We start from the raw sequence: 23927 nt of genomic DNA, 5'->3' as shown, positions 1-23927 counted from the left end.
GTCAAGGATGTTCGCTGCCCTCAAGCCTTTCCGGAAAGGCTTTCAACTGGCCCGTCGAAATGTAATTTGGAACACCACTAGCTTCAATAGCTGGTACTGTGCGAACATGATGTCCATTGTACGGCACTAAGTGCTCGCAATCACATCCCCAATTCAGGCTCGGCGAAGGCCGAAGCAGATCAGACGCTTCAAGCGTCACGCGGCTCTCCAAAGGAGGAGAACGGTGTTTAAGAAGATTTTCTTGTTCGCAGCAACAGCAGTCACATCACTGGTACTTGCTGGTTGCGCGGGTGGAGGTGCCGGTGGAGGCGCCGCCGCCGGCAGTGCTCCCAAGGCAGCCAGCGACACCCGAATCGGCGTATCCCTGCCCAGCCAGGACGAAGAGCGGTGGATCACCGATGGCAAGGCCATCAAGGATGGCCTTGAAAAGGCCGGATACCAGGTGGACCTCCAGTACGCCAACAACGACATCCCCACCCAGCAGCGGCAGGTGGACCAGATGATGACCAAAGGTGCCAACCTGTTGATCCTGGCTCCGCTCGACGGAACGGCACTGGCCCCGCAACTGCAGCAGGCGGCAAGCTCGAAGATCCCGATCGTTTCCTACGACCGGTTCGTTCGAAACAGCCCCAACGTCAACGTCTACGTCACCTTCGACAACTTCAAGGTCGGGGCTCAGCAGGCCACATCGCTCCTCATTGGGCTGGGCGTGCTCAACAAGGACGGTACCGAAGGATCCGCAAAGGGCCCCTTTAACATCGAGCTCTTCGGCGGATCGCTCGATGACAACAACGCAACCTTCGTCTTCAACGGCGGCATGTCTGTGCTGCAGAAGTACATCGACAACGGCACGCTCGTGGTGAAGTCGGGGCAGAACAAGCTCTCCCAGGTGGCAACCGAAAACTGGTCGCAACAAAAGGCGCAGGAGCGCATGGATAACCTCCTAACCGCCGGCTACAACGGCGGCGGCGCCAAGCTGGACGGTGTCCTCACCCCCAACGACAACATCGCACGCGGCGTCATCACCGCCCTTCGCAACGCCGGATACGGCCCGACACTTTCGTCACAGCCCAAGCCCATGCCTGTCACCACCGGCCAGGACGCCGAGGTTGCCTCCATCAAGTCCATCAACGACGGCGTCCAGTTCTCCACGGTGTTCAAGGACACCCGCGCCCTGGCCGCCCAGGCAGTGAAAGCCTCTCAGGACCTGTTGGCTGGAAAAGACCCTGAGATCAACGACACCAAGTCCTACGACAACGGGTCCAAGATCGTCCCCTCGTTCCTGGTCCCGATCCAGCCGATCTACAAGGACAACACCAAGTCCGCCCTGATCGATTCCGGCTACTACACCGCTGAACAGGTTGCAGCCGGCCGCCTTAAGTAAGTGCCCCCGGGAGGGGCACCCAGTGCCCCTCCCGGCCCTTTCTCCCTACAAGACTGATAGGACGGCGGGCCAATGGCCGACCACATCCTGGAAATGCAATCCATCACTAAGACCTTCCCCGGCGTTAAAGCGCTGTCCGGCGTTTCGCTGGCTGTGGAACGCGGAGAGGTCCACGCCATCTGCGGCGAGAACGGTGCAGGCAAGTCCACCCTCATGAAAGTCCTCTCCGGCGTCTACCCCGCCGGGAGCTACGGGGGCGACATCCTGTTCAAGGGGCAGACGTGTTCTTTTTCCGGCATCCGAGATTCAGAACATGCCGGCATCGTGATCATCCATCAGGAACTGGCCCTCGTGCCTGACCTGTCGATCGCCGAGAACATCTTTCTGGGCAACGAGCGCCGCGGAGCCTCAGGACTGATCGACTGGCACAAGACGAACGCCGAGGCCGCCGAACTCCTCGCGTCCGTCGGTCTGCGGGAAGAGCCCACCACCCCCGTCGGACAGCTTGGCGTTGGCAAGCAGCAGCTGGTCGAAATCGCTAAGGCACTGTCCAAGGAAGTGCAGCTTCTTATCCTCGACGAGCCGACCGCTGCGCTCAACGACAATGACTCCGCCCACCTGCTTGACCTGGTCCGCGCGCTTCGCGATCGTGGCATCACCTCGATCATCATTTCTCACAAACTCAATGAGATTGAAGCGATTGCGGACCACACCACCGTCATCCGGGATGGAAAGACTGTGGAAACCCTGGACATGGCAGATCCCGACGTGGACGTCGACCGCATTATCCGCGGCATGGTAGGCCGGGACCTCGAAGCGTTCTACCCCGACCGCGTTTCAAACCCGGGCGAGGTCGTTCTTCGGGTGGAGGACTGGACAGTCAAGCACCCCACCCAGGACCGCCTGGTCGTCGATGGGGCGAGCTTCGAAGTCCGCGCCGGAGAGGTCATCGGCATCGCCGGCCTCATGGGCGCCGGACGCACCGAGTTGATGATGAGTCTGTTTGGCCGCTCCTACGGCAAGTACGTATCAGGCAAAGTCTTCATGCACGGCAAGGAGATCCACACCCGATCCGTCGCCGCAGCCATCGAGGCCCGGATCGCCTACGCCACCGAAGACCGCAAAGCCTTCGGCCTGAACCTCATCGACGACATCGCCCGCAACGTCTCAGCCGCAGCACTGGGAAAACTGGCGAGCTGGGGCTTCGTTAACCATCACGAAGAAGCGCGCGCTGCCGAGTTCGCGATGAAATCGATGAACATCAAGGCCCCCAACGTGAAATCGATCGTCGGCAAACTCTCCGGCGGGAACCAGCAGAAAGTCGTGCTCTCGAAGTGGTTGCTCACGGACCCTGAGGTACTGATCCTGGACGAACCCACCCGCGGCATTGATGTCGGCGCGAAATACGAAATCTACACACTCATCAACAGCTTCGTGGACGCCGGAAAGGCAGTCGTGGTCATCTCCTCGGACCTGCTCGAACTGCTCGGCACCTGCGACCGCATCTACGCGCTTTCTGCAGGCCGAATCACCGGCCAGCTACCCAAGGCCGAAGCCTCCGAGGAACGCCTCATGACACTCATGACCAAAGAGAAGGAACTCACAGCATGACCGTGACAGCCCCCCGGGGATCCCAAAGGAAAGATGCGCCGGCCGCAGCAGCGGTCGTCAATACCGGAACCAGCGAAATCCGGGAGCTGTTCACCCGTAACCTGCGCACCAGCGGGATCTACATCGCGCTCGTGGCGATCGTGGCCCTGTTCGCCGCGCTCACCGGCGGCGCCTCGCTGGGCCCGGGAAACATCACCAACATCGTCCTGCAATACTCCTACATCCTGATCCTGGCGATCGGCATGGTCATCGTGATCATCGCAGGGCACATCGATCTGTCGGTGGGTTCGGTCGTAGCTCTGACCGGCGCCGTTTCGGCGACCGTCGTGATCCAGCACGGCCAACCGTGGTGGGTCGGCGTCGTCGCCGCCCTCGCCACGGGTCTGGCCATTGGAGCCTGGCACGGCTACTGGGTCGCCTACGTCGGCATCCCGGCGTTCATCGTCACCCTCGCAGGCATGCTCCTCTTCCGCGGCCTAACCCTGGTCGTACTGAACAACGTCTCCCTCTCCCCCTTCCCCGCTGACTACGGCCAAATCGCTTCCGGCTTCCTCAACGGCCTCCTGGGAGGCGCCGGATACGACATCTTCACCCTCCTCATCTTCGCCATAGCCGTGATCGGCTACGCCTTCAACCAGTACCGGACCCGCAAAACCCTGATCGGCTACAACCAGGTCGTCCCATCATTTCCGTTGTTCATCGCCAAAATCCTCGTCATCGCCATCGCAGTCATGGTCTTCGCCTGGCAGCTGGCCATCGCCCGCGGCATGCCGGTCGTGCTGATCATGCTTGCCATCCTCATCATGGTCTACAGCGTCATCATGCAGCGAAGCGTCTTCGGCCGTCAGGTCTACGCCATCGGCGGCAACCGCGTCGCCGCAGCCCTGTCCGGCGTCAAGGTCCGCAGCGTCAACTTCTGGATCTTCGTGAACATGGGCTTCCTGTCCGCCGTGGCCGGCATCGTCTACTCCTCCCGCTCCAACGGCGCACAGCCAGGAGCCGGCAACATGTTCGAACTCGACGCCATCGCTGCAGCGTTCATCGGCGGCGCGGCCGTTACCGGCGGCGTCGGCAAAGTCGTCGGCGCCATGGCCGGCGGTCTCATCATGGCCGTGATGAGCAACGGCATGCAGCTCATGGGTATCGACCAGTCGGTTCAGTCCGTCGTCAAGGGCCTGGTCCTGATGCTCGCCGTCGCGTTCGACATCTTCAACAAGCGCCGCGCCGGCTCACGCTAACCCTTCCTCGAAAACCACCGGTGAACACCCCCGTTCACCAAAGAAGTTCCCACTAAGGAGAATCACCCGATGACCCACCAGTTTGTGTACGAAGCCCTCCCCATGCGGGTGCGTTTCGGCGTCAATTCCCTGGCAACCCTGCCCGAGGAACTCGACCAGATCGGGCTCAAGCGAGTCCTGGTCCTTTGCTCTCCGGAACAGGAAGACACCGGCCACCGGGTGGCCCAGGCACTCGGTGACCGCTGCGTCGGGGTGCTCCCCGAAGCTGTCATGCACGTCCCGAACGAGGTAGCCCAGCGCGCCAGCGACGAAGCCGCCAGGGTCGGTGCGGACGGCTGCGTAGCCGTCGGCGGCGGCTCGGCCATCGGGCTCGGCAAGGCAATCGCACTCAAACATGGACTGCCCATCGTTGCCGTACCCACCACCTACGCAGGATCAGAAATGACCCCCGTGTGGGGGCTGACGACCGACGGGCGTAAAGAAACAGGCAAGGATCCCCGGGTCCTGCCCCGCAGCGTCGTTTACGACCCCGAACTGACAGCTACCCTGCCTGCCGGCATGTCGGTGACCAGCGGCATCAATGCCATCGCCCACGCTGTGGAGGCCCTCTACGCTCCTGATGCCACACCGATCATCTCGTTGATGGCTGAGGAAGGCGTCCGGGCACTCGCAGCCGCGCTGCCGGCCATCGTAGCCAACAGCTCTGACCCTGAAGCCCGAAGCAATGCCCTCTACGGCTCCTGGCTTTGTGGCGCCTGCCTTGGCGCCACCACGATGTCCCTGCACCACAAGCTGTGCCACGCACTGGGCGGTACCCTCAACCTGCCGCACGCCCAGACCCACACGGTCGTTCTCCCCCACGCTCTGGCCTTCAACCAACCGGCAGCCCCCGATGCTACCGCCGCCTTGTCCCGCGCCCTTGGTGGGGCTGCAGACCCCGCCGAGAGACTGTGGCAGATCGCCGGAGAACTCGGTGCTCCCCGCACCCTTGCTGAGCTGGGCATGAAGGAAGAAGACATCGACCGCATCGCCGAAGAAGTGACCAGCCGGTCCTACGGCAACCCCCGCCCGATCACCTTCGATGATGTCCGCGGCATTCTGCATGCAGCATGGGCAGGCAAGCCGCCGAGCGCTAACCCCACCTTCTAATCCACCGGATAAGAAGGCAGGATCACGGACCCTCGGTAGTGAACCAGCCAGTCACTATCGGAGGGTCCGTGCGGCCCCCGGCAAACCACCCGCCCAATCGCAAACTTGCAGAAACACTAGGAGGTAGACCTTGGTCACCAAAAGGACCATTGCCCCAGGAATAGCCGTATCCCCATTGGCCCTCGGCACGAATGTCTTTGGATGGACCGCAGACACCGAAACATCGCATGCCGTCCTCGACGGTTATGTAAACGGTGGTGGCAATTTCCTGGACACCGCTGATTCGTACTCCTTTTGGGCCGAAGGTAACTCCGGAGGAGAGTCAGAGACAATCATCGGGAAATGGTTGGCGGGACGGTCCGACCGCGACGACCTGGTCATTGCCACCAAGGTAAGCCACCACCCGCAGTTCGCCGGTTTGGCCCCGGAGACGATCCGAGCTGCCATCGACGCCTCCCTGACCCGGCTCGACATCGATGTCATCGACATCTACTACGCCCACTTCGACGACCCGAGCACGCCCCTCGTAGAGAGCATCGCGGCGATGTCGGAGCTGGTAGACCAAGGCAAGGTCCGTTGCGTCGGCATATCGAATTACACGGCGGAGCGGATCGAAGACTGGCTGAACATCACGGCCGACGAAGGCTTCCATGCCCCCATGGTGATTGAACCCCAATACAACCTCGTCGAACGCGGCATAGAAGCCGACATCCTGCCCTTGGCGCGCACCCACGGTCTGGCCGTCGTGCCTTACTACTCCCTGGCGCACGGATTCCTGACCGGCAAATACACCGGCGAGGAAGACATCGAAAGCCCCCGCGCCTCCGATGCGCAGAAGTACCTGACCCCCCAGGGCCGGAAGGTCATTGAAGCGGTGCGTGCCGTTGCCGGAGAACACGCCACCGAGCCGGCATCCGTCGCGCTGGCCTGGCTTGCCGCCCAGGAAGGAGTGGCCGCCCCCATCGCCAGCGCACGCACCACCGTCCAGCTCTCCACCCTTCTCGACTCACTGCATCTGCAGTTGAGTGACAAGGAGCTGCAGCTGCTCGACGAGGCATCGCAAACCTAAGCCCCGGACCGCATACTCGACATCACAACAACAACGAGGAACCCACAATGACCCAGCAAACCCGTGTCCCAGAAACCGAAAGCACCCCCGGCTCCGGGCAGGTGTCCGCGGCCCAGCAAAACGTCGAGGAACAACTGGTCCGCAACGTGCTGCGCTCATTCGAAGACTGCCAGGACCCCCGGTTGAAGCAGCTGATGCAGTCCCTCGTAACCCACCTGCATGCCTTCATCCGTGATGTCAGGCTCACAGAGGAAGAGTGGAACAAAGCCATCGAGTTTCTTACGGCCGTCGGCCACATAACCGACGACCGGCGACAAGAGTTCATTCTGCTCTCAGACGTCTTCGGAGCATCGATGCAGACCATCAACGTCAACAACGAAGCCTACGGTGACGCCACCGAAGCCACAGTCTTCGGACCCTTCTTCGTCGAAGATGCCCCCCGGATTGAAAACGGCGGAGACATCGCCGGCGCAGCCCCGGGGGAACCCTGCTGGGTCGAAGGAACGGTCAAGGACACCGACGGAAACCCCGTCCCCAACGCCCGCATCGAGGTATGGGAAGCCGACGAAGACGGTTTCTACGACGTCCAGTACAGCGACCAGCGCGTCTCCGGCCGCGCCCACCTCTACAGCGACGAAGACGGAAACTACCGCTTCTGGGGACTGACCCCGACCCCCTACCCCATTCCGCATGACGGGCCGGTCGGAAAGATGCTTGAAGCTGTCGGCCGCTCCCCCATGCGCGCATCACACCTTCACTTTATGGTCACCAAACCCGGACTTCGGACCCTGGTTACCCACATCTTTGTCCGCGGCGATGAGCTTTTGAAATACGACACCGTCTTCGGCGTCAAGGAGTCCTTGATCAAAGACTTCGTACAGCAGGACCCGGGTACTCCCACTCCCGACGGTCGCGAACTCGGGGGACATGCCTGGGCACGGACCCGCTTTGACATCGTCCTGCCGCCGGCAGCGGACTAGGTTCGCACCACCCTGCCTGGTGGTTCATCCACCAGGTGTCGCGTTCAAATGCCGCCGACTCCGCAAGGAGACAGCAGCCGAATGCCCGGGAACAAGCACCCCTGCTCCCAGCCCGGTTCCCGGGCGTTCAGGCCAGATCCCCCAACTTAGGCCGGCTCCACTCCATCCGCACCGGCACCGGTAGGCGTAACGCCCAAGACGCCACAAGGATCTTCGTCCTTTTTCGGCGTAGGAAGCTGGTCCTCGGTTGGCGGGATCACCGATTCAGAATCTGGTTTTCCAATGCGGACGGCAACCGAACGGTGGACAACGGCGTAACCAAACGCGACCATCATTTTCATCTGACTGCACTCTAAAGGAGCGCTGACATGGCACATCTCGACACAATCCCTCAACGCGGCACCAGGCATTTGCCGCCACTGGAAAAGGGGAGCTACAACAAACGTCTCGGGATGGTAGCCGTCATCGCGACCTTCGGCGGCCTTCTCTTTGGCTATGACACCGGTGTGCTCAACGGAGCGCTTTCTTTCATAAGCAGCTACTTCAACATCACTCCCTGGGAAGAAGGATTGGTCACTTTCGTCCTGCTCATCGGCGCTGCAACCGGCGCCTTCCTCGGCGGACGAATTTCCGACCGATACGGCCGCCGGGGCTTCATCATTGCCCTCGCGGTCCTCTTCTTCATCGGAACCTCCGGCTCTGTATTTTCACTGCGTTTTGACGTACTGCTTGCCTTCAGGTTCGTCCTGGGCCTGGCAGTTGGTGGTGCATCCGTGACGGTACCCGTGTACCTGGCCGAGGTGGCACCCTTCGAAAAACGAGGCAGCCTGGTTTCGCGTAACGAGCTCATGATCGTCACCGGCCAATTCCTGGCTTTCCTGATCAACGCAATCATCGGCAACACGTTCGGCAGTAACCCTGATGTATGGCGTTACATGCTTTCAGTGGCGGCCATACCTGCATTCGTGCTCTTCTTCGGAATGCTTAGGATGCCGGAAAGCCCCCGCTGGCTGGTCTCTCAGGGGCGGGACGCCGAAGCCCACGAAGTTCTTCGAACCATGCGCTCCCCTGAGCGTGCGGCCGCTGAAATGGCGGAAGTCCATGAACTCGCTGAAGAGGAGCGACTTGAGCGACTCGGCTCCTGGAAAGAGGTCCTCACAACGCCGTGGACCCGACGCCTGCTCTTTATCGGCTTCGGCATCGGTATCTTCCAACAGCTCACGGGCATCAACTCGATGATGTACTACGGCACTCAAGTCCTGGAACAGGCAGGGTTTGACCGAAATGCCGCCCTCAGCTTCAATGTTCTCAACGGCGTCGCATCTGTCCTGCCCATGCTCGTTGCGCTCTACATCATCAACCGCGTCAGCCGCCGCAGCATGATGATCACGGGATTCATTGGAACAACCACAGCCCACATCGGCGTCGGGCTGGTGGGCATCCTCGTGCCCCAGGACAGCCTGATCCGCCCCTGGATCCTTCTAGCGTTCATCCTCATGTTCATCGCCATGATGCAGGCAACAATCGGGCCGCTGGCCTGGCTCATGATTTCTGAAATCTTCCCCCTCCGCATGCGTGGACTCATGATCGGCGCGTCTGTTCTGGTGCTTTGGTTGACGAACGCTGCAGTTGCCCTAGTCTTCCCGCCGCTCGTAGCAGTGATGGGATTCGGAACCTTCCTCGTGTTCGCAGTGATTGGATTCGTTGCCATCGCCTTCACCGTCAAATACCTACCCGAGACACAAGGCCGCAGCCTCGAAGAGTTCGAAGAAACCTTCAGATCCGGGACTTTGAGCAACCCGAAGTAGATGGCGAAGGCGTTAAGCGATCCGGACCACTCGACGTCCCGTTCCACGTCCGTTCTTGAGCTGGCGGCCGCCATCCTCAACTCCGTTCCGCAGCCGCGACACGGTGTTGGCCTGGCTTGACGCCAACGCTATCTGGCGCCGTCCGGAACTGTTTTCCGTGGTTTTGGCGTGTTGCCCTAGCCGTTGCAGCCCTGCTCTTAACAGGTGGTGCCATCTACGCATTGGGAAGCAGGACGCCGGTATCGACACCGCCATAGCGACACCGCAGCGACAGCCTATGTGTTCAGCGACCTCTCATGGCGGTCCACATCACATATAGTGGACAGGATGTTCGCGCACTACCATCGGCGAGTGTCGCCACCATGGAACAGTGCTCGTCCCACCGCAGTTTTCCACTTGGTGCGAAGCAGAATGATGTTCGTTTGCGGCTCTCCCGATTCACACCGCCTGTTAGTGCTTGGTTGTTCGATCGAGAGGTGCAAACATGCCACAATCAGCAAACCTGATTCAGCTGGTCCTTAAGGCCACACAATTGGTGGATAAAGCATCCGTTCTCGGCCCCTCGACCCCGGCAGATCTGGCAAAAGCTATCGATGAACCGCGGCCCTCGGTGTATAGGATCATCGGATCACTGGAAGAGTCTGGAATCCTCCGCCGTGCACCTGGCGGACTCGTTGAATTGGGCACGGGGATCTTGCGGTTGGCGGACGCGGCAACCGACGCTCTCCTCGATCATGAAGCCCTTATCACGTTGCTCGAGGGGATCCAGTCTTCGCTTGGTCTAACTGCTGCATTCTGGATACCACGCAACGGCACAGCCGTCTGCTTGGAGCAGGTAGATTCCACTGAAGTTGATCTCCACGAGCTTTCATCCGGCCGGATCCTGCCCCTTCACACTAGTGCCGCATCACATGTCCTCCTGGCATGGCAATCCCCGGAAATACTCGAAGAGGTCCTCGCCCAAGCCCCCTACAAAAAATTGGCGTCAAGGACGCCCGTTGACGCCGAGACACTCCGCCAACTGGTTGCAGATACCAAACGCGAGGGCTGGAGGATGGAATCCAACGAGATTGTCGATGGGATCGCAGCCGTGGGATTTCCCGTATTCAATGCGGACGGCAGCATCTTCGGCGCGCTGACGGCGGCGGGCCTGGTGGACCACGTAGTCAAGCTGCAGGAAGAAGCCAAGACCGTGCTCGCAGCCGCCGCGCAGACCCTGACCGATCTTATGAAAGACTTCAGGGTGGTCCCAAGCGCCAATGAGCAGTCTGATGCGCCAGAGTCGAAGGAATCGGTTCTGACGAAGGCCAGCTCGCTGATGGACGCGTTGGCTCGCGAACGAGTCGCAACCTCGGCCAGACTGGCCAGCCTCACAGGCGAACACATCAGCTCGGTCTACCGCATGCTGGGAACCCTTGTTGAGGCAGGCTGGATAGAACAGATCGGCCACCGCGGTTCCTATCGCGTCGGCAGTAAGATGATTTCCTTGGCGGGAAGTCTCCTAAGCCAACTAGACTTGCGCCGGGCTGCGATACCCGTGCTTCGCGAAATCCACAATGAAACCGGGGAGACAGTACTCCTGTGCATCAGGAGCGGTACCCGGGCCGTGTGCATCGAGCGCATAGACGGTAGGCGAGTGAACAGTCGCCGGTTGGCCCTTGGAAGCTCTTTGCCGTTACATATCGGTGCCGCCCCGCGCGCACTGTTGGCTTTCGACACTCCCCCATCCTGGGAGGAATATGCTGCGCTCCTGAGCCAAAGCGCGGAATTTAGTTTGGGCGCTCGATCCCGAACGGAGTTCTATGGAAAGCTCAAAGAAATCCGCGATGCCGGCTTCGCCTTGAGCGACGACGAAGTAACCACCGGGATGGCAGCCGTCGGTGCCCCAATCTTTGATCACCGTGGCCATGTCATCGCCTCCCTCTCGGTCAGCGGCCTCCGAGACGCCATACTCCATCAACCGGAATCCTCTCCCGGCATCATCGAATTGGCCTGCGATGGAGCACGACAGCTTTCAAGATATTTTGGCGCACCAGACGACTGCATTCAATCGGTCAACCTAACCCGCTGAAAGCCAAAGCTGATTGGATTTTGGCAGATCAAACGAGCACCCGAACTTCAGGCCCGCGCCGGGCAGGCAACAGTGTTCACACCCTCTTTGGCGGGCCCGGAGCAGTCCAAAGGCATTACGAGGCAGTCCGCGACGAAAAGCGTGGACATTGTCCCCAGAACCGCAAGCCCACCGTGAGCACGCCCTCGTCCATACCAACAGCCGGCCGCCCGGCGGGAGGGCTTGGAGTTTCGGGTGTATGTGTCCGTGGCTGGAGCGTCTGCGGTGGATCAGGGCAGTGCTTAGACGGCTGCCTTGGAGTCGGCATCGATGGGGAACATCTGGCCGGAGATGGTGCGGGCGTGCGGGCCTGCGAGGAACAGGATCAGGGCGCCGATGTCGTCCGGGTTGATGAACTTCTTCACGGACTGGTTCACCATGGCTGAGTCGATTTCTTCCTGGACGGTGCGGCCGGAGACGGAAGCGCGGCCTTCGAAGACGCTCATGATGCGGGGGCCGTCCACGGCGCCGGGATGGATGGTGTTCGAGGTGATGCCGAACGGGCCAAGCTCCATGGCGAGGGTTTTGGCGAAGCCGACCAGGCCCCACTTCGTGGTGGAGTAGGCAACCCGGTTGGGGTACCCGAAGCGTCCGGCCAGGGAGGACATGGTGATGATGGACGCAGCATCGGATTTCTTTAGCAGCGGGATGGCCTGCTGGGTCACGTTGAATGTCCCCTGAAGGTTCACGCCGACGACGGCGGCGAACGCGGCGGCGTCGTATTCCTCTACCGGGGCGGTGGGGCCGGCGATGCCCGCGTTGTTGACCAGGACGTCCAGGCCGCCTAGTTCATTGACGACATTAGCGAAAAGGGAGGCGACGGCGTCAGGATTGCTGACGTCTGTGACGGATCCGGTGATGTTCTCGAATTCGCCGGTGACGGCCTTGACGGCGTCGGCGTCGATGTCGGCGATGTGGACCTGGGCGCCGGCGGCAGTGAAGGCCCTGGCGGTGGCCATGCCGATCCCGTTGGCTCCGGCAGTGATAAGTACGCGTTGTGACATGGCTTTTTCCTCGTCGGTAGTTGGGGCAGGCTCAGGCTCCGGCGAGGCCAAGCAGCCGGATGGCGTTCTCGCGCATGATCAGCGGCCTGACTTCGGGCTTGATGGCCAGTTTCTCAAAATCGGCGATCCAGCGGTCCGGTGGGATCATCGGGTAGTCGGAGCCGAACAGGACTTTGGTCCGCAGGAGTGAGTTGGCGTACTGCACAAGCTGCGGCGGGAAGTATTTCGGGGACCATCCCGAGAGGTCGATGTAAACGTTGGTGTGCCGCGCCGCGACGGCCAGTGCCTCGTCCTGCCAGGGAAACGACGGGTGGGCCATGATGATCTTCAGGTCCGGGAAATCCACGGCCACGTCATCGAGCACAATCGGGTTGGAGTATTTCAACCGGATTCCGCCCGAGCCTGGCATTCCGGACCCGATTCCGCTCTGTCCCGTGTGGAACAGCGCGGGAACCCCGAGTTCCTGGATGGCCTCGTAAAGGGGGTAGGCCACTTGATCGTTCGGGAAGAATCCTTGCAGGTTGGGGTGGAATTTGAAGCCTTTGACTCCATATTCCTCAACGAGGATTTTCGCTTCCCGGACGCCGTTTTCCCCGCGGGCTGGGTTGATGCTGGCGAAGGGAATGAGGACGTCCGGGTGCGCTGCGGCCTGGCGGGCGATCTCACGGTTGGAGATGGGTGGGTGCCCGGTCTGTGATTCGTGGTCTACGGTGAAGACGACGGCGGCCATGTTGCGTTCGCGGTAATGCGCGGCCACGCTGTCGACGTTCACCGGTTCGTGTGAGGTGCCGAAGTGCTTGCGGGCGGCTTCGCGGAAGTCCTCAGGCATGTCGGTGTGACCGTGGCCGTCGGCTTCGATATGGACGTGCATGTCGATGGCGACGAGGTCGGAAATATTCATGGGATTTGCGTTTCTGGTGGTAGTCATGCGGCGAATGCTTCCTTGATGAGCCGTACTGTCTCGCCGACATCATTGGGCTTCACCAGCACGCCTGGGTCCAGGGCATCGCCCAGCACGGCGCCCTGGATGATGCGCTTGAGTGGGATTTCGAGCCGCTTTCCTGAGGGGTTGCGTGGGATGCTGGGGACGAAGACGACGTCGTCGGGAACGTGGCGGGGCGACAGTTCCGTCCGCAGGGCACGGCGGACAGCGGACTCCAGTTGTGCCGTATCGGCACCTTCCTGGGCTTCAACGAGCAGCGCGAGACGGCCCATTCCCCCGGCGGGATCCTCAAAGTGCAGCACCATGCTGTCGTTGACCTGTGGCAGGCCATCGAGCACTGCGTAGAACTCTGCCGTGCCCAGGCGCACGCCGCCCCGGTTGAGGGTGGCGTCGGACCTGCCGGAAATCACCCAGGTGCCACGTTCGGTCTCGATGAGCCAGTCGCCGTGTCGCCAGACCCCCGGGTACGCGCTGAAATAGCTGTCGGTGTACCGTTCGTTGTCCTTGTCCCCCCAGAAGAACACCGGCATGGATGGCATGGGTTTGGTGGCCACGAGCTCGCCCGCCGTGCCGTGCAACGGCTGTCCGTCCCGGTCCCAGGATTCCACAGCCACGCCGAGTGGCCGGCAGGACATTTCGCCGGCGTAGACACCGGTCAGTGGGCTGGCGCCCAGGAACGCGGCGCAGATATCAGTACCCCCGGAGGTGGGGGCAAGCACCAGGTCCGGGCTGACGTCGTCGTACACCCACCCCGCAACGTCCGCTGCGAGCGGCGAGCCGGAGCACTGGATCTCGCGGAGGCGGCTGAGGTCCCAGGTCTTGCCGGGCGTGAGCCCGGCGTGGGCGCAGGCCGCGAGGTAGGCGGACCCCGTACCGAGGTACGTGGCCTCGGTTTCAGCCAGCACGGCCCACTGGGACCATTCGCTATCGAGAGAGGGCCAGTTGGGATCCCCGTCCATGAGGACGACGGCGGCGCCGGTCAGCAGGGTGGAAATTCCCAGGGTCCAGACCATCCAGCCCGTGGTGGTGAACCAGAACGCGGTGTCCTTGGGGCCCATGTCAAAGTGCAGCCCCATGGCCTTGAAATGCTCAAGCAGGAGGCCCCCGTGTGAGTGCACGATCGCTTTGGGCTTGCCCGTGGTTCCGGACGAGAACAGGATGGTCAGCGGGTGGGAGAACGGCACGGCCTCGAAGCGGATGTCGGCGTTCTCACGCGTGAAGTCGGCGTAGGCAATGGTGTTGGCCGGCATCGGGCAGTCCTGGTCGAGGTATGGCAGCAGGACCACCTGGGTGTCCGGCAACTCCATGCGGACCCGCAGCAGGTCGTCCGCCCGGGACAGGTCTTTCTTGCCCCAGCGGTAGCCGTCGATAGCGATGATCAGTTTCGGGTCCAGCTGGCTGATGCGGTCCACCACTGATTTGGGGCCCATTTCGGGCGGGACGGAGCACCAGATGGCGCCGAGGGCGGTTGTGGCCAGGTAGGCGGCCAGGGTCTGCGGGATGTTGGGCAAGTATCCGGCCACGCGGTCCCCTGCCACGATGCCTTGCCGAATCAGGCCCTGTTGGATGCGTCCGGTCTCCGCCAGTAGCCGTCTGCCCGTCCAATCGGAACTGCCGGCGGTCTGGCTCCGGGCCTTGACCATGACGTCGTCCTGGCGGCCCCGGACCGCACGGACAATGTGTTCGGTGTAGTTAATGGTGGCACCTGGGAACCAGTCCGCACCCGGCATCCTGCGGTCGCCCAAAACTGCCTCGTACGGCGTATGGGAGATGATTTCGAAGTGGTCCCAAACTTCGGCCCAAAATTCTTCGAGGTTGTCCACGGACCACTGCCAGGCATCCTCATAGGAGGCGAAAGTCCGCCCTGTCTTCCGCTCGACGTCGGCCAGGAAGCGTCCCATCCGGGATGCGGACCATTCCTCGCGCTGGGGGGCGGCCCGCAGGAGGGTGCCGGTTTCAACTGAACGCATTCGTTTTCCTTCTGAGTCTTGACGAGGAGAGTGTGGGTTCCGCTTAGGCGGCAGGTGTGCTGGGGGCCAGGGTGGTGTCCGCGACTGCCGGAGGCTGTGTCCGCTTCAGTGATACGCCCAGCGACACAATGCACAGGGCGGAGGCCGCGAGCGGGATGGCGAAGAGGAAAAAGATCCGTTCCGGCTGCCAGCCGCCTGAGATCAGGTAGCCCACGAGGATGGGGGCAATGATGGATACCAGGCGACCCAGGCCGATCATCCAGCCGATGCCGGTGGCCCGTGCTTTGGCGGTATATACCTCAGGTGCTACGGCGTAAAAGCCTGCGATCCCCGCGGTGGTGAGGATGCCCAGGAAGAGGGCGACGACGACGGCGACGCTGATTTGGGTGAAGACCAGACCGAAGAGCAGGTATGCGGCCGCGGCCAGGCCAAGTGCCCAGACGAGCAGGGGGCGGCTACGGTACTTGATGGCAAGGCCGCTGAAGATGAAGCAGCCCAGGATGCCGCCGGCGTTGGCGATTACGCCGATAGTCACGCCGAGGGAATCACTGCCCGAGGCTGCCGCAACGATCTTCGGGGTCCAGGTGTTGGCGAAGTAGTAGGCCGCCACCAGGCAGGCATAGCCGATCCAGAGTGCCAATGTGCGGAAGCGCGTGGGACGGCTCAGGATCTCTGCCACGGCTCCCTGCTCCCGGACGGCTGCCGGGAGAGCGGGCAGCGCTGCCAAAGCCGGCCGGCCGATCTTGGCGAGGATGCCGTTGACCTTCAGCAGCGCGTTCCCCGGGCGGCGGACGAGGAGGTAGTCAAGGGACTCCGGCAGGAAACGCCAGGAAGTGAGGAGCATCATAACCGTCAGTGCCGCGCCGACAATAAAGACCGAGTGCCAGCCAAAAACGGGGATCATGGGACCTGCCACGAGACCGCCCACGGTGGCGCCGATCGGGTAGCCGGCCGCGTAAATGCCGATTATGGTGCCGCGGCGCTTGTCCGAGGAGTATTCAGAGACGAGCACGTTCAGGTTGGCCATCATGCCGCCTACGCCAAGGCCGGTGATGATCCGGAACGCCATCAGTTGGATGGGGTCACCGGCGAAGATGGAGAGTACCATGCCGATGCTGATGATGACCAGCGAGATCAGCGCCAGTTTCCGGCGGCCGATCTTGTCCGCGAGCGGAGTCAGGAAGATGGAGCCGGCGGCCATCCCGAACAGGCTGGCGCTGAGGAGGAAGCCAAGCGTCACGGGGTCCAGCCCCCACGCTTTCGACAGGCTGGGCGCGGCGTAGGCCATCACGGCCACGTCGAATCCGTCAATGAGGATCAGGGTCAAGGCAATCGCAACTGCCATCACCTGGAAACGGGTCATCCGCGACTGGCGGATTTGGGTCAAGACGTCCATGTCTTCTTCCTTGGTGCCTAAAGATGAGGGTATGCAGTGAGCGTAGTCACGCGCGTAGGAGAGATTCCACAAGAATGTCAGAGATTTCGATCAGCAGAATTATGGGCCGCAAGCGTGGCGCCAGGCATTTGCAGCATTGTAGTTATAGCCGGGGCGAGTTTGAGTGCTAGTCAAGCGCTAAGTCGAGTGTCAGTATTCTCCTATGCAAAATTCCGAAAGCCCCTCCAGGCTCGAATCCGTTGACCGCGCACTCCAACTGCTGATGCTCCTGCGCGGGGGTGAATCCATCAGCGTCAAGGCCGCCGGAGAACGACTAGGTGTCGCCCCATCCACGGCGCACCGGCTTCTGGGTGCGCTGGTCGCGCGGGACTTTGCCGTCCAGGACCGGGAGCGGCGGTACCGTGCAGGTCCGCAGTTGACCCCTCATGGCGAGGCCAATTTCTCGGTCAACCAGTTGCGGCAGGTCGGCCGGCCGGCCCTGCAGAAGCTTTATGCCGATATCAACGACACCGTTCAGCTCATGGTTCTGACGGGGCCTCACATCCGCTTCATTGATGGCATCGAGTCCGAGGCGGCCCTTCACGTCAAAGCCAGGATGGGCGATCTCATGCCGGCCTACTGCTCAGCAGGCGGCAAGGCAATCCTGGCCGAACTCGGAAATATTGAGCTTGAGAAGATCTACCGGGGTGGCCTGACCCCCTGGCCCACCGCCAGGATTCACGCCCTGCCAGCCCTCAAGCGCCAGCTGGCAGCAGTGCGCAAGGCAGGCTATGCAACAAATTTTGAGGAAACGGAGCAGGGCGTCAGCGGCCTTGGCGTATGCGTCAGGGACTCGACGGGCAAGCCCATCGCGGCCTACACGACGGCCATCCCCACCGCACGATTCCAGAAATCGATGGTTGCCGATCACGTGCAGGCGCTCCAGGAGGCGGCATCGATGACGGAAAAGGGCCTCCTGAGAGCAGCAAACATTAGGGCCTAGATTGCGCAGAGCGGAATCTCTTCCCATTCCGTTGCGGACACCGGGATGCCTTCCTACGCTGAACCAAGTGGCACAGCCCACATTCGGGCCTGATCAACGAGGACAGGCGTTACAGAAGGACATTCCGCACATGGACATCGACCTGGAAGAACTCGCGGCTGTTATCGAGCAGCTGGACAAGACCGAGTTCACGGATTTTTTGTACGAAAAGGGCGAACTGCGGCTGCATGTGCGCAGGGGCGGACACATTCCGGACGGCGCAATCCAGTCGCCTGCATCCGCCGTCGCCGCTGCGGCACCACCGGTGGCCGGTGAGCCGGCACCAGACGCAGTCGCACCAAAACCCCCGGCGCCGGCACCCGTCGTCGTAAATTCCCCTGCGCCCAATAGCCACTCCCCCGCCCTCAGACCTGATGCGCTTCCGGCCGGTCACATGCTCGTCACCGCACCGATGCTCGGCACATACTATGGGGCACCCAAGCCCGGCGAGCCCGCTTTCGTCCAGGTGGGCGATGCCGTGACCGCCGATGCCGTGCTGTGCATCGTGGAGGTCATGAAGCTTATGAACTCCGTGACCGCCGGCGCGGCCGGCGAGGTGGCTGCCGTATTCGTGAAGGACGGAGAACTGGTGGAGTTCGAGCAGCCGCTCTTCGCCATCCGGGCCACGTCATGAACCACCGGATCTTCGTTGCCAACCGCGGCGAGATCGCGGTCCGCATCATTGAGGCCTGCGACCGACTGGGCTACGACACTGTTCTCGGCGTCTCAAAGGCGGACAAGGACACCCTGGCCGCTAAACGGGCCAACCGGGTCGTGACCATCGGTGGGCCCCGGCCTGCCGACAGCTACCTCAACATGAACGCTGTGATCCAGGCTGCCCTGTCCACCGGCTGCACGGCGGTCCACCCGGGCTACGGATTCCTCTCCGAACGTCCGGCCTTCGCCGAACTGTGCGCTGCAAACGGCCTGACCTTTATTGGTCCGTCGCCCGAGGCGCTGCGGGCACTCGGTGACAAGCTGACGGCCCGGCAGCTTGCCGAGTCCGTGGACGTTCCCGTCTCTGCGGGCGGCACCGCGCAAACGGCGGAGGAAGTGCGGCAGCTGGCCGAACGGATCGGCTACCCGACTCTCATCAAGGCAGCCCATGGCGGCGGCGGCCGCGGCATGAAACTCGTGGAAAGTACTGCGGAACTGGCCGAGGCCTGGCAATTGGCATCCTCCGAGGCGGAAGCGTCCTTCGGGGACGGCACCGTGTTCCTGGAGCGGTTTGTCCAGGATGCCAAGCACGTGGAGGTCCAGATCCTCGGGGACCGCCACGGCCACCGCGTCCACCTCGGTGAACGGGAATGTTCGGTGCAGTACCGCTATCAGAAAGTGGTGGAGGAAGCTCCCTGTACCGCCCTCCCGGGACCAACCCGCGCGCTGCTGTACCAGAGCGCTCTGCGCATCGCCGAAGCCCTGGACTATGTGGGCCTGGGAACCGTGGAGTTCCTCTACGACGTTCAGCGTGATTCGCTGGCCTTCCTCGAGGTGAATCCGCGCGTACAGGTGGAGCACCCTGTCACCGAGGCGATCACCGGCGTCGACCTTGTCCGCGAACAACTCCTGGCGGCGCTTGGCGAGCCACTGTCCTTTACCCAGGCAGAGGTCACCCTGACCGGCAACGCCATCGAATGCCGCATCACGGCGCAGGACCCGGAGAACGACCTGCAGCCTTCGCCGGGAACCGTCACCCGGTGGCGTCCTTCGGCCGCCGGCGGACTCAGGCTCGATACGCACATTTACGAGGGCTACCGCTTCCCGCCGTTCTACGACGCGTTGATGGCCAAGCAGGTTGCGTGGGCGCCGGACCGTGCCGCCGCCATCGAACGGATGGAGCAGGCCCTCGCAGCGTTCGAGATCGAAGGTGTCACCACCTCGCTGCCGCTGCTGCGCCGGATCCTGGCCCATCCGGTTTTCCGGGACAACACGGTGACCACCCACTGGCTGAACGAACTCATGATGGAAAAGGTGAATTCATGACCGAGGTCAAACTTGTCGATGTCTCCCTCCGGGACGGCAACCAAAGCATTTGGGGTGCCACCGGAGTCACCACCCGCATGGTCCGGGGCGTCGCTCCGCTGCTGGACCAGGTGGGATACCACGCCATCGAGCTGGCCTCCAGCACCTTGATGGCCACGGCCGTGCGGTATCACCAGGAGGACCCGTGGGAGCGGCTGCGGGTCGCCCGCGACCTGATGCCCAACACACAGCTCGGCTTCCTCACCACGGGGAAAAGGTTCATCACGTTCCACCGCACCCCGGACGCCGTCTTCGAACTTGCCTTCCGACTGCTGGCCCGCAACGGCGTCAAACGGCTTTGGGTGATCGATCCGATGCATGACATGGAGGGCGCGAAACGGACAGCTGAAATGGCCAAGCGGGTGGGGTTCGAGGAGGTGATCGGCGGTATCTGTTACACCACCAGCCCCGTCCACACGGACGAGTACTTCGCAATGAAGGCCAAGGAACTCGACGACTGCAACGCCATCGACAGCGTCTATTTGAAGGACCCGGCAGGGCTGCTGACACCGGACCGGGTGAAGAGCCTGGTTCCGCTGCTGCGGTCCAGCCTCACCAGCACCCGGCTGAACGAGATCCACTCGCACAGCACCACCGGTTTGTCCCCCATCACCGTCCTGGACGCGGCGGACCTCGGCATCGAAACCATCCACTGCGCCCTGCCGCCGCTGGCCAACGGAAGCTCGCACCCGGAAGCCCAGCGGCTGGTCCATAACCTGCGGGCCCGCGGCCACAACGTCAACGTGGATCTGGAGGCCATGGCCAACGCGTCCGCCTACCTGCAACGCCAGGGGCGGATCAAGAACCTGCCCGCCGGCAGCCCCAATGAGTACGACGAAGCCTACTACCGGCACACCATTCCCGGCGGGGTGCAGTCCACCACCCGCCGGCAGCTCGGAGAAATCCGGCGCGCCGACCTGTTTGACCAGGTGATCGAGGAGTCCGTGCAGGTCCGTGAAGACCTGGGCTGGCCGATCGTGATGACCCCGTTTGCGCAGTACATCGTCACCCAGGCCACCCTCAACGTTATTACGGGTGAGCGGTACAAGCAGATCTCCGATGAGGTCATCGACCTGCTCCGCGGTGACTTTGGACCGTTGCCCGGCGCCGTGAATCCCGAACTGATGGACAGGGCCATGGCCACCAAACGCGGACAACAGCCTATTAACGACGGCGGCGAGGTAACCATCTCTGATTTGCGGCGGCGCTTTGGGGCCACGATCAGCGACGAGGAACTGCTGCTCCGGGCGGTCATGCCGGCCGAGCAGGTGGACACCATGTACGCCGCGAAGAAGGATTCGGCCACGTCAACGCTGCAGCGGTTGCTCGCAGCAGTGGATGACCGGCCCTCCACCTCCGTATCCGTCAGCGACGGCACCACGAAATTTTCCATTCAACGCGGGCCCTCCAACAAGGTTGGTACCGCAGTCGACAGTGCCGCACAGGGGGCTACAGCATGAATGATCCGATACGGAATTCGCGCGGCTGGGTTCTGGATGTCGATGGTTGCCTGATGCGCACAAAGCGTGCCGGTGGTGCCGGCGGGGAAGCCATGCCGGGGGCCGCGGAGCTGGTGGCAGCGCTCTACGCTGCCGGACACGCCGTCGTCGTTTGTACCAATGCCTCGGAGAAGACCCCGGCCGAATACGCCGCACACCTCCGGTCACGGGGAATCGGAATCCGGGACGAGGATTTCGCCACCGCCGGCAGCGCGGCCGCCGGGTACATTGCCCACCGGCATCCGGGGGCCAGGGTGCTGGCGCTCGGCGCGGAGGGTCTGACCGCCCCGCTGCGCAGCCTGGGCGTGAGCCTCGCCGGTCCCGGGGATCCTGACGTCGCCGACGTCGTGGTCGTCGGGGCAGCGAACGGGTACAGCACGGAAATGATTAACGCGGCCAGCCTGGCCGTCGACGCCGGCGCCCCGCTCTACACCACAGTCGACGTGCCGTGGTTTTACGGCGGACTCGGTAAATCCGTGTGCGTCTCGGCCGCCATTGCCAATGCCGTCGGCTGGGCTGCCGGGGCCGTTCCCCAGGTGCTGGGAAAACCCTCGGCTGCCCTGGGCGAAACCCTGCTGCGCCGGCTGGGCCTTCCCGCCGCAGAGGTCACCGTGGTCGGCGATGCCACCGTCGAAATCGACCTCGCCCGGTCGATGGGTGCCAACAGCGCCCTGGTCCTCTCCGGCGCAACCTCTCCCGGGCTGATTGCCACGCTCGAAGGAGCTGCCAGGCCGGATCTCGCCTTGGCGGATGTCGCCGAACTGCTTGAATTCCTCACACCCTCCCTTTCACTGTCGCAAGGAGCCAGATCATGACCGAAACCACGCCGGGCAGCGCAGCCCGCTTCCCGTTCTTCAGCGAGTCCACCTCCCCGGCCGGGGGTGAGGGCTGGGAGTCGATGTATCCCTATTACCTCGTCCCCAGCGAGGAAACTACTGAACACGAGAATGCCCAGTTCTGGTTCGCCGACACCATGCACTGGTCGCGCGGCTGCCACCCGTTCGACAGCATCGGCGCCGAGGCCGTGTACCTGGGCGTGGGAACGTTCAGCACCCGCATCTTCGCGCTGCCCGTGTCGCTGGGACTGGACGTCCGGGTTGTCAACGGGTATGTCTACATCTCGCCGCTTGGCGTGGAGGACCCGGCCCGGATCCGGGAGCGCGTGGCCATCTTCCAGGAACGCGCCGGCTACTACTACGCCAACTGGGACGAGCTGTACGGAAAGTGGAAGACCAAGATGGAAGGCGCCATCGATTCCCTTCGCACCATCGAATTCCCCCGGCTCACCGAATACGACCCCGCCGAGGTGGTCTCGGAAGCACGCGGCCGGTCCTCGGCCATGGCCGTCATCGAGAATTACCACCGGCTGATCGATGAATTCTTCTCCATCTGGCAGTACCACTTCGAATTCCTGAACCTGGGCTACGGCGGCTACATCACCTTCTTCCAGTTCTGCAAGCAGGCCTTCCCGCTCATCAGCGAGCAGTCCATCTCCCGCATGGTGGCCGGCGTCGATGTCCTCGCCTTCCGCCCGGACGACGAACTGCGCAAGCTCGCGGCGCTCTCCCACGAACTCGGCCTGAACAGCATCATCACCGGGGACACCGGCCCCGACGCCATCCTCGCCGCGCTGGCCGAATCCACCAACGGCCGGACCTGGCTGGCGGCGTTCGAAGAGGCCCAGGACCCCTGGTTCAACTACTTCGCCGAGTACGGGTTCACCCATGACCAGGAAACCTGGGCCAGCGACCTCTCCATCCCGCTGCAGGGCATCTCACGGTACGCGCTCAAGATTGCCAACGGCGAAGACATCTCCCGGCCCATCGAGCGGCTCCGCGAAGAGCGGGACGAGATCGTGGACGAATACCGGGCCCTCCTCACCGGCGATGAAGCACGACAGTTCGACGAACTGCTCGGACTGGCCCGAAAGGTCTTCCCCTACATCGAGGAACACAACATCTACGTAGAGCACTGGTCCCACAAAGTCTTTTGGGAAAAAGCGTGGGACCTGGCGCGCTTCCTGGTCGATGCCGGCTTCCTCGACACCGCCGAAGACATGTTCTACCTGAACCGTTTCGAGCTGGACACCGCTCTCTTTGACGTGGTGGACTCATGGGCCATCGGCGTTCCTGCCCGCGGCAAGAAGCGCTGGCAGGCAGAAATCGCCCGCCGCCGGCCCATCGTCGCAGCGCTCCAGGCAGCCAGCGCCCCGCCCGCCTACGGCATCCCGCCGCAGCAGGTCACGGACCCGTTTGCCGTGATGAACTACGGTGTCACCACCGAACGCGTGCAGGACTGGCTCGGCGCCTCCGACGGCGCCACGGACAAGCTCAACGGCATCCCGGGGTCCCTCGGCATCGTCGAAGGCACCGTTAGGGTCCTGCGTTCCGAAAAGGACCTTCCGCTCCTGCAGACCGGCGAAATCCTGGTGGCTCCGATTACCGCGCCGTCGTGGGCAGCGGCCTTCGCCGTAGCCACCGGCGTCATCACCGACATTGGAGGCATGATGTGCCACGCCGCCATTGTCTGCCGCGAGTATGGCATACCTGCCGTGGTCGGCACTGGCTTCGCCACCGCCCGCCTGACCACCGGCCAAAGGGTAAGGATCGACGGCAAGGCGGGCACCGTCGTCGTACTTGAACCCGCCCCCGAAACCGTTCACGCCACCGACACCGCTGCAGTGGTCAGCTAGGAGCTTGACTGTGTATATCCACGAATTCACC

Annotated in this window: 18 protein-coding genes; 14 read left to right on the top strand and 4 right to left on the bottom strand. The window is 62.6% G+C overall.

What is annotated here, in order from left to right; all coding sequences use genetic code 11:
* Positions 1–223: 223 nt before the first annotated feature.
* The 8 genes from chvE to LDO22_RS02090 all read left to right on the top strand — a co-directional run bounded on the left by chvE (position 224) and on the right by LDO22_RS02090 (position 11310).
* On the top strand, positions 224–1384 hold the full coding sequence (gene chvE / locus LDO22_RS02125; RefSeq protein WP_275181230.1) for a multiple monosaccharide ABC transporter substrate-binding protein: 1161 nt from the start codon (positions 224–226) through the stop codon (positions 1382–1384).
* 72 nt (positions 1385–1456) lie between these two features.
* The gene (gene mmsA, locus LDO22_RS02120; RefSeq protein WP_224025929.1) at positions 1457–2995 is read left to right on the top strand and encodes a multiple monosaccharide ABC transporter ATP-binding protein; all 1539 of its coding nucleotides are present in this window, start codon (positions 1457–1459) and stop codon (positions 2993–2995) included.
* Positions 2992–4233: a multiple monosaccharide ABC transporter permease gene (gene mmsB, locus LDO22_RS02115; RefSeq protein WP_224025928.1), complete on the top strand. Its 1242-nt coding sequence runs from the start codon at positions 2992–2994 to the stop codon at positions 4231–4233. The genes mmsA and mmsB overlap by 4 nt, the downstream gene beginning before the upstream one ends.
* Before the next feature lie 69 nt (positions 4234–4302).
* A complete protein-coding gene (locus tag LDO22_RS02110) occupies positions 4303–5382 on the top strand; it encodes a maleylacetate reductase (RefSeq protein WP_224025927.1) in 1080 nt (359 codons plus the stop codon).
* 130 nt (positions 5383–5512) lie between these two features.
* On the top strand, positions 5513–6451 hold the full coding sequence (locus LDO22_RS02105) for an aldo/keto reductase (RefSeq protein WP_224025926.1): 939 nt from the start codon (positions 5513–5515) through the stop codon (positions 6449–6451).
* Between the two features lie 47 nt (positions 6452–6498).
* Positions 6499–7431, top strand: a complete 933-nt coding sequence (locus tag LDO22_RS02100; RefSeq protein WP_224025925.1) for an intradiol ring-cleavage dioxygenase — start codon at positions 6499–6501, stop codon at positions 7429–7431.
* 368 nt (positions 7432–7799) lie between these two features.
* Positions 7800–9239 carry a sugar porter family MFS transporter gene (locus LDO22_RS02095; protein WP_224025924.1) on the top strand — a complete coding sequence of 480 codons (1440 nt, stop codon included), beginning with the start codon at positions 7800–7802 and terminating at the stop codon, positions 9237–9239.
* 484 nt (positions 9240–9723) lie between these two features.
* On the top strand, positions 9724–11310 hold the full coding sequence (locus LDO22_RS02090) for an IclR family transcriptional regulator C-terminal domain-containing protein (protein ID WP_224025923.1): 1587 nt from the start codon (positions 9724–9726) through the stop codon (positions 11308–11310).
* A gap of 281 nt (positions 11311–11591) precedes the next feature.
* Here the strand turns inward: LDO22_RS02090 and LDO22_RS02085 are convergent, their stop codons facing one another.
* Genes LDO22_RS02085 through LDO22_RS02070 form a run of 4 tightly spaced genes read right to left on the bottom strand, consistent with a single transcriptional unit; the run spans position 11592 to position 16662 of the window.
* A complete protein-coding gene (locus LDO22_RS02085) occupies positions 11592–12353 on the bottom strand; it encodes an SDR family oxidoreductase (RefSeq protein ID WP_224025922.1) in 762 nt (253 codons plus the stop codon).
* 31 nt (positions 12354–12384) lie between these two features.
* Entirely contained in the window at positions 12385–13281 is an 897-nt protein-coding gene (locus tag LDO22_RS02080; protein ID WP_275966976.1) for an amidohydrolase family protein, read from the bottom strand.
* A complete protein-coding gene (locus LDO22_RS02075; RefSeq protein ID WP_224025921.1) occupies positions 13278–15266 on the bottom strand; it encodes an acetoacetate--CoA ligase in 1989 nt (662 codons plus the stop codon). Before LDO22_RS02075 ends, LDO22_RS02080 begins: the two co-directional genes overlap by 4 nt.
* 43 nt (positions 15267–15309) lie before the next feature.
* Positions 15310–16662, bottom strand: a complete 1353-nt coding sequence (locus LDO22_RS02070; protein ID WP_224025920.1) for an MFS transporter — start codon at positions 16660–16662, stop codon at positions 15310–15312.
* Positions 16663–16864: 202 nt separating this feature from the next.
* Here LDO22_RS02070 and LDO22_RS02065 point away from each other — a divergent pair, with 202 nt between their 5' ends.
* From LDO22_RS02065 to LDO22_RS02040, 6 genes are all read left to right on the top strand, one after another.
* Positions 16865–17644 carry an IclR family transcriptional regulator gene (locus LDO22_RS02065; protein WP_224025919.1) on the top strand — a complete coding sequence of 260 codons (780 nt, stop codon included), beginning with the start codon at positions 16865–16867 and terminating at the stop codon, positions 17642–17644.
* Between the two features lie 130 nt (positions 17645–17774).
* Positions 17775–18317, top strand: coding sequence for a biotin/lipoyl-containing protein (locus LDO22_RS02060; protein WP_224025918.1), 543 nt, complete (start codon positions 17775–17777; stop codon positions 18315–18317).
* Positions 18314–19666 carry a biotin carboxylase N-terminal domain-containing protein gene (locus LDO22_RS02055; RefSeq protein WP_224025917.1) on the top strand — a complete coding sequence of 451 codons (1353 nt, stop codon included), beginning with the start codon at positions 18314–18316 and terminating at the stop codon, positions 19664–19666. Before LDO22_RS02060 ends, LDO22_RS02055 begins: the two co-directional genes overlap by 4 nt.
* Entirely contained in the window at positions 19663–21165 is a 1503-nt protein-coding gene (locus LDO22_RS02050; protein WP_224025916.1) for a pyruvate/oxaloacetate carboxyltransferase, read from the top strand. The genes LDO22_RS02055 and LDO22_RS02050 overlap by 4 nt, the downstream gene beginning before the upstream one ends.
* Complete coding sequence (locus tag LDO22_RS02045; RefSeq protein WP_224025915.1) at positions 21162–22019, top strand: HAD hydrolase-like protein; 858 nt, start codon at positions 21162–21164, stop codon at positions 22017–22019. The genes LDO22_RS02050 and LDO22_RS02045 overlap by 4 nt, the downstream gene beginning before the upstream one ends.
* On the top strand, positions 22016–23896 hold the full coding sequence (locus LDO22_RS02040) for a PEP-utilizing enzyme (RefSeq protein WP_224025914.1): 1881 nt from the start codon (positions 22016–22018) through the stop codon (positions 23894–23896). The genes LDO22_RS02045 and LDO22_RS02040 overlap by 4 nt, the downstream gene beginning before the upstream one ends.
* The last annotated feature ends 31 nt before the right edge of the window (positions 23897–23927 follow it).

This window comes from Arthrobacter sp. NicSoilC5 (assembly GCF_019977395.1).
Lineage (GTDB): Bacteria > Actinomycetota > Actinomycetes > Actinomycetales > Micrococcaceae > Arthrobacter.
This window is presented reverse-complemented; position numbering and strand designations above follow the sequence as displayed.